The following is a 6,035-nucleotide window of genomic DNA, read 5'->3' as shown; positions in this document are numbered from 1 at the left end:
CAATCACCACCGCGGCCACACCGCACTCGGAGGCCACCCACCCGCCAGCCGCGTGCCTAACCTCTCAGGTCAGTACACCTAGAGCACGTAGGGGATCAGGGCCTTGCGGTCGGTCGGGTACTCGGGAAACTTCTCCTGGTACCAGGTATGGGTGCCCAGCGCCCGGGGAATGAGATTGCCCGCGGTGATCAACAGGATGGCCACCCCGGGCAGCGCCCAGGTCAGCAGCGCGAAGCCGGACCACGCGATGAGCTCGCCCAGATACGCCGGGCTGGTGACGAACCGGAAACCGCCGCCGAACGGAATCCGGTACTCCGCACCGCCGGGGTTGTTCTTGTCGCGCAGGTTTCGCACGATCGACTCGGAGTTGACCAGGAGCACGAAGCCGCAGAGGTAGACCACCAGCCCCACCAGGAACCGGGGGTCGGTCAGCCACGCGGTGGTGTACTGCCCGAAGAAGTCGTGGCTGAACAGGGTCCCGTTGAGGTAGCCGTGCATCGACGTCACGAGCATGCCCATCACGATCACCGACACGTTGAAGGTGCCGCGCTTGCCGGGCGCCTGGCGGATCGCCAGCGGGAAGAACCAGCCCCGGTTGGCGTAGTGCAGCAGCCAGATCCCGGCCAGCACCAGCGATGTCGGCTCGAAGCGGTGCGGCCCGGCCAGGTAGCTGATGAGGAACACGACCGTCGCCGGGATCTCCATCAGCCACCAACCGAGCTTCGGGTTGAGATTCAGGCCGAGCTTCGTCGTCGAGAACCGCCCGTAGGAACTCTGCGCGAAGAAACCGCCGATGATCACGAACGCGGCGAACGCGAAGGCTGCCGTCAGCACGGTGTCATAGAACGTGTTGCCGGTGTACCAGTGCATGGGCAGTCCTCGCTGAACAGGCGGTTTCGGCGGCCGAGGCCGCCATTTCTGTAACGTGTTCTACCACCTGGCCGGGGCGTGAGGCCAGCGAGAGTCCCGGCTCGCTCGGGCTAGGTGTGATGTCCGGGGACGTTGTCCCGTTATGTATCGGTGAGCCTGTGTGACAGGGAAGGCCTCCGGTTGTGAAGTGGAGCTGTCTAGGAACCGCTTCACCAACCAGGAGGCCTTCGTGTCCCACGCTAACGCTGCATTAACCCCGCGCGCACGATTGAAGCTCGCCGAGCTCATCATCGAGAAGGGCTGGACCTATACCGCTGCGGCCAAGATGTTCATGGTCGCGCCTCGAACCGCCAAGAAATGGGCCGATCGCTTTCGTACCGAAGGCTCTGCCGGCATGGTCGACCGTAGCTCGCGACCGCACCGGAGCCCCACCAAGACCAGCGACCAGGTCATGCGTCGGATCGTGGACCTGCGGTGGCGCAAGCGGCTCGGGCCCGTGCAGATCGCCGGACGACTGGGCATGCCGGCGTCCACGGTGCACGCTGTGCTGACCCGGTGCCGGATCAATCGGTTGTCCTACATCGACCGCGTAACTGGCGAACCGCTGCGCCGCTATGAGCACGATCATCCCGGTTCGCTGATCCACGTCGACGTCACCAAATTCGGCAACATCCCCGACGGCGGTGGGCACAAGTTCCTTAGCCGACAACAAGGCAAGCGCAACCGGCAGCTGACCGCGCATCGCACCGGTGAACGTGCCGACGATTATCGACCGCGAATTGGAATTGCGTTCCTGCACACAGTTATTGATGATCACTCTCGGGTTGCGTACGTCGAGATCCAGTCCGACGAGAAAGCGGCCACCGCGATCGGTGTGTTGCAGCGCGCGGTGGCCTGGTTCGCCGAACGCGGCGTCACGGTGGAACGAGTCCTCTCAGACAACGGGTCGGCTTACAAATCCTTGGCCTGGCGCGGTGCCTGCGCCGAACTGAACATCAGCCACAAGCGAACCCGGCCATACCGGCCCCAGACCAACGGCAAGATCGAGCGATTCCATCGCACGCTCGGGGACGGCTGGGCCTACGCCCGGTTCTACGAATCCACCGAACAACGCAACACAGCCCTACCGAGCTGGCTGCATTTCTACAATCACCACCGAGCCCACTCCGCCATCGGAGGCCGCCCACCGGTCACTCGGCTGACCAACGTCCCTGGACATCACAGCTAGGCCTCCCAGGGCACCCGGCACGCGTCGCCCGAGCTGAAGCCCTGCTCGGTGATCCCGAGCGCCGCGTACATCCGGGACCGCATGTTCTCCACACCGATCTGATAGGTCAGCTCGATGACACCGGCCTCGCCGAACCGGCGCTTGAGATCGTCGACCTGTTCATCGGTCACGTTGTGCGGATCGGTGGTCATCGCGTCGGCGTAGGCGATCGCGGCCCGCTCGTCGTCGGTGAACAGCGGCGAGGTCGCGTAATCGTCGATGTGCTTGAGCCGGTCCACATCCAGGCTCTCCAGGCGCATCAGCATGGTGCCGAAGTCGACGCACCAGGAGCAGCCCACGGTCCGTGCGGTCCAGAACACGGCGAGGTCGCGGACCGAGTCGGGCAGCGTCTTGGAACCGTTCTTGAGCAGGGTCTCGTGCACGGCGTTGGCGACCAGCAGCCGCGGGTGGTGCGCCGCCACCGTGAACGGTTCGGGCACCTCGCCGAACTCACGCTTGGCGTAGCGGTACATGAGCCGGGTCAGCAGGCCGGCGCGTTGCGGGGGCAGGGGTTCGATGCGTGGTGTTGTGGTCATACCGGTTGGACGAGACAGCGTCGCGAGGTGTGACAGGGGTATGGCGGGCATCACACGAGAAGGCGGCGGCTACCGTAAGACACATGTCTGTGGCCCCGAACTCTGCCTCGGTGAGTGGGTACGAGGCGCGGTGGGAGCAGCACAACGCCGAACGCCGGGCCCAGATCCTGCTGGCGATGATCGAACTGCTCGAGGAGAGCCCGCCCGGCGCCGACATCTCCGTCGCCGCCATCGCCAAACGCGCGGGCGTCGCCAAGTCGGTGATCTACCGGCAGACCTCCGGCAAGGAGGAACTCGAGCGGCGGGTGCGGTCGTATCTCATCGACGACTTCGGGTCCGTCCTGGTCAGCAAGCTCGACATCTCCGACGGCTCGCTGCGCGAGATTCTGACCCGCACCATCGAGGCCGTCGCGGACTGGATGATCGACCATCCGCGGCTCAACGAGTTCGCGCGCAGTGGCCCGTCGTTCGAGGGGGACGAGACGCTCGACGCCGTCGGCGAGCTGAAGCTGCGCATCATCGAACGCGCCGACGGCATCATCGCCGCCATCCAGTTGGCGATCGGCGTCGAGGACAGCGCGTTCAAACTGGTCCCGCTGGCGATCGTGACCATGGTCGAGGAGACGCTGTTCGCCTGGGTGCGCACGCCGGAACCGACGCACACCCGCGACGAGATGATCGCGCACCTCGCCGACTTCACCTGGTACGTCATCGACGGTGCCGCACGGGCCATCGGGTTCGAGGTCAGTCGTGATGAGCCGCTCGTCGCCGTGGTGGCCGCGCTGGCGAACCGTCAGGCCAACAACCCCGCGTTGTAGTCGGCCACCAGGCTGCGCACGGTCTCCTGCGCGCAGGACTTGTTGGTGCCGATGAACCCTGTCGGACCGCGTTTGATCCAGCCCGTCACGTAGGTCGCGGCGAGGCCGTCGACGCGACCGCTGTCGTTGGGGACCGTGCCCCGCGCCTCGTCGAACGGCAGGTCGGCCACAGGCCGTCCCCGGTAGCCGATCGACGTGAGCACCAGTCCGGCAGTGACGGTGTGCAGGTCGCCGGTCGGCTTCACCTTGATGGTGCCGTCGGCCGCCGCCACCAGTTCGTTGCGGGCGAACTCGATGTCCAGTCCGGCCGTGGTGCGCGCAATGGCGGTGGGCGACTGCAGGTACTCCAGCCGGATGCGGCGGTTCCCGGGCCGTCGTGGCAGGTCCCGCAGGATGCGGGCGCGCGCATCGGTGTCCGGCAGTGACGCCAGGTCCTGTGGTGCGACGACGACGTCGACGTCGGGCATCGTCGTCAGGCCGACCAGCTCCGGCACGGTGAACGCCGACTGCGCGAGCCCACGCCGGCCGACGACCGCGACCTCGTCGATCTGGCTCTGCCGCAAGGCTTTCAACGCGTGCGGCGCGATGTCGGTGGCGGCCAGCCGGTCCGGATCGGTGGTGAGAATCCGGGCGACGTCGAGCGCGACGTTGCCGTTGCCGATGACGACCGCGCGCGGCTGCGACAGGTCGAAGACGGCGTCGGCGAAGTCGGGATGGCCGTTGTACCACGCCACGAAACGGGTGGCCGAGCTGACGCCCGGCAGGCTCGCTCCGGGTACATCCAGTGGACGATCCGTCGCGGCGCCGACGGCGTAGATGACGGCGTCATGCTCGGCGAGCAGCTGCTGGTGGGTGATATCGGAGCCGATCTCGACGCCGGTCACCAACTCCAGCCGCGGGTCGGCGGTGATGGTGTCGAACTGCCGGGACACGCCCCGGGTACGCCGGTGATCCGGGGCCACGCCGAAGCGGGCGAGACCGCCGGCCTGGGGCAACCGCTCGTACATCCGGACGCGGGCGGCCGGGATGGTCAGCACTTCGTCGGCCGCGTACATCGCCGCCGGGCCGGACCCGACGATGGCCACGCTGATGGCTCCGGGGGCGCGGACCTGCAGCGGGGGAACGACGGGCGCCAGCAGCGGCCGGGGCCGTGGTTCCTTGTAGAAGCCGGCATTGAGCTCGAGGAAGACCTTCTCGGTCGGCTCCAGTGAACCGTCGTGCTTGATGGCGTCGACCGGGCAGGCCGTCACGCACGCGCCGCAGTCGACGCACTCCACCGGATCGATGTACAGCATCTCGGCGGTGTGGAAGTCGGGCTCGTCGGGCGTGGGGTGAATGCAGTTGACCGGGCAGGCGTAGACGCACGATGCGTCGCTGCAGCAGGACTGCGTGATGACGTGGGGCATCAGGCGATCAACTGTGCCTCGCGGTTGGGGGCACTGCGGTAGCGGGCCGTCTCACCGGCGATGCCGCAGCGCTTCCACATCCAGCGGCCGACGCGGTTCATCAGGCCGATCTCCTCGGCCAGCGCGCGGGTCTCGTCGAAGAAACTCGCCATGATCTTCCGCGACTGCGGGCTGCGCCAGAAGGCTTGCCGCATGACGTCTTCCGGGATGTCGAACTGCTTGCCGAACGACTTCGACGACCCCATGATCTCGTGTGCCAGCCAGCGCAGCGTCAGCGGGAAGGCGACGGTGGCGAAGGCCTTGAACCGCCACGACCGTTCGGGCATGTGGGTCTTGAGGAATTCGTTGGCCCACGAGATGTGGCGGGCCTCCTCGGCGATGTGAATCTGCATGGTGCGCAGCACTGCCGGTGGCAGGTTGGCGCCGTTGCGGATCATGCCCTTCTGGAAGTGGTCGATGGGCTCCTCGCCGGCGAGGATGCCGGCCATGAACGCCGTCGGCGAGTACTGGCCGACCAGGCCGATGTACGGCGACAGCTTGAAGAACAGCTTCCGCATGCCCGGGACATCGGTACCGGAGCGGTTGACCAGTTCCTGGAACATCTGGATGTGGTTGCACTCTTCGGTCATCTCGTGCAGCGCGTACCGGAACTCGGGGGAGTTGTTGGGCAGCTTCATGATGAAGGCCATCAGCCCGCGGATCAGGATGCTCTCGAACGCCGCACCCACCTTGACGGTGTTGAGCGTCCGCCACCGGCCGATCTCGATCTGCCGTTCCAGTGGCTGGCTCTGGTACCACTCGGTGGCACCCAGCGGGTCGATGGCGGGGGACAGCACCCAGCGCGGATCGTGCAGGTCGATCTGCATGTCCGGGGCATCCCACGCGATGTCGAGGTAGGGGTCGAAGCGGCGCCGCACCGAGCCTTCCGACAGCACGTCGAGGAGGTTCTGGTAACCGGGCTCCATTGCCTGAGTCATGTCTCCAATTTACCGGGAACAGTGGTCCCAGTAAATACCTGACTTTCTTCCCGCCGAACGTGAAGAAGATCGTGAGTTTTCCCCGGCAGATTCATACGGTCAAGACAACATCCATTGATTTGGGAGGTTGTCGTGCCCAGTGGGTATCCGCATTCGAAGCA

The 6,035-nt window shown here is 66.0% G+C and carries 5 protein-coding genes and 1 pseudogene; 2 read left to right on the top strand and 4 right to left on the bottom strand.

Going from position 1 to position 6,035, the window contains the following annotated elements:
• Positions 1 to 78 precede the first annotated feature (78 nt).
• Positions 79 to 870 (bottom strand): 3-oxo-5-alpha-steroid 4-dehydrogenase, encoded by a 792-nt coding sequence (locus tag ACJH7A_RS29800; RefSeq protein WP_293012501.1) that lies wholly within the window; start codon positions 868 to 870, stop codon positions 79 to 81.
• Between the two features lie 229 nt (positions 871 to 1,099).
• Here ACJH7A_RS29800 and ACJH7A_RS29795 point away from each other — a divergent pair, with 229 nt between their 5' ends.
• Complete coding sequence (locus ACJH7A_RS29795; protein WP_406803260.1) at positions 1,100 to 2,098, top strand: IS481 family transposase; 999 nt, start codon at positions 1,100 to 1,102, stop codon at positions 2,096 to 2,098.
• On the opposite strand, the pseudogene ACJH7A_RS29790 reads toward ACJH7A_RS29795, so the two are convergent.
• Positions 2,095 to 2,685 (bottom strand): annotated as a pseudogene (locus ACJH7A_RS29790) (carboxymuconolactone decarboxylase family protein); the annotation flags it as partial. The gene ACJH7A_RS29795 and the pseudogene ACJH7A_RS29790 overlap by 4 nt on opposite strands.
• Before the next feature lie 71 nt (positions 2,686 to 2,756).
• Here ACJH7A_RS29790 and ACJH7A_RS29785 point away from each other — a divergent pair.
• Complete coding sequence (locus ACJH7A_RS29785) at positions 2,757 to 3,491, top strand: TetR/AcrR family transcriptional regulator (protein WP_318987331.1); 735 nt, start codon at positions 2,757 to 2,759, stop codon at positions 3,489 to 3,491.
• Here the strand turns inward: ACJH7A_RS29785 and ACJH7A_RS29780 are convergent.
• Together ACJH7A_RS29780 and ACJH7A_RS29775 are read right to left on the bottom strand one after the other, a co-directional pair.
• Positions 3,467 to 4,897: an FAD-dependent oxidoreductase gene (locus ACJH7A_RS29780; RefSeq protein ID WP_318987332.1), complete on the bottom strand. Its 1,431-nt coding sequence runs from the start codon at positions 4,895 to 4,897 to the stop codon at positions 3,467 to 3,469. The genes ACJH7A_RS29785 and ACJH7A_RS29780 overlap by 25 nt on opposite strands.
• Positions 4,897 to 5,874, bottom strand: a complete 978-nt coding sequence (locus tag ACJH7A_RS29775) for a diiron oxygenase (RefSeq protein ID WP_318987333.1) — start codon at positions 5,872 to 5,874, stop codon at positions 4,897 to 4,899. Before ACJH7A_RS29775 ends, ACJH7A_RS29780 begins: the two co-directional genes overlap by 1 nt.
• Positions 5,875 to 6,035 lie beyond the last annotated feature (161 nt).

The organism is Mycobacterium sp. SMC-17 (assembly GCF_045310915.1).
Classification (GTDB): Bacteria; Actinomycetota; Actinomycetes; order Mycobacteriales; family Mycobacteriaceae; genus Mycobacterium.
This window is presented reverse-complemented; position numbering and strand designations above follow the sequence as displayed.

Bases quoted from the DNA above. Each gene is read 5' to 3' on its own strand.
- ACJH7A_RS29780 (WP_318987332.1), bottom strand. From the start codon at position 4,897: ATGCCCCACGTCATCACGCAGTCCTGCTGCAGCGACGCATCGTGCGTC.
- ACJH7A_RS29775 (WP_318987333.1), bottom strand. From the start codon at position 5,874: ATGACTCAGGCAATGGAGCCCGGTTACCAGAACCTCCTCGACGTGCTG.
- ACJH7A_RS29800 (WP_293012501.1), bottom strand. From the start codon at position 870: ATGCACTGGTACACCGGCAACACGTTCTATGACACCGTGCTGACGGCA.
- ACJH7A_RS29785 (WP_318987331.1), top strand. From the start codon at position 2,757: ATGTCTGTGGCCCCGAACTCTGCCTCGGTGAGTGGGTACGAGGCGCGG.